Genomic DNA, 325 nt, shown 5'->3' on the forward strand with positions numbered 1-325 from the left:
AGTGTTTTGGTGAAAAAGGAAGTATTACTGTTTCAGCATCAGGTGGCACTGCTCCATACACTGGAACAGGCAGCTTTGATAATTTGGCTGGCACTTATACCTACACCGTAACTGATGCCAATGGCTGTACCGCAAGCACTACTTGCACCATAGGACAGCCAACTCTATTGGTAGCCAGCTGTCAGGCAGTAGATGCCAAGTGTTTTGGTGAAAAAGGAAGTATTACTGTTTCAGCATCAGGTGGCACTGCTCCATACACTGGAACAGGCAGCTTTGATAATTTGGCTGGCACTTATACCTACACCGTAACTGATGCCAATGGCTG

Annotated in this window: 1 protein-coding gene and 1 pseudogene; both read left to right on the plus strand. The window is 46.5% G+C overall.

Annotated elements, in window-relative coordinates:
* A pseudogene (locus GNY06_RS15345) lies at positions 1-59 on the plus strand (hypothetical protein); the annotation flags it as partial.
* 24 nt (positions 60-83) lie between these two features.
* Positions 84-325, plus strand: a 242-nt coding sequence (locus GNY06_RS13045) for a hypothetical protein (RefSeq protein WP_244614447.1), incomplete at its 3' end; no start/stop codon positions are given.

The organism is Elizabethkingia argenteiflava (assembly GCF_009904105.1).
Classification (GTDB): domain Bacteria; phylum Bacteroidota; class Bacteroidia; order Flavobacteriales; family Weeksellaceae; genus Elizabethkingia; species Elizabethkingia argenteiflava.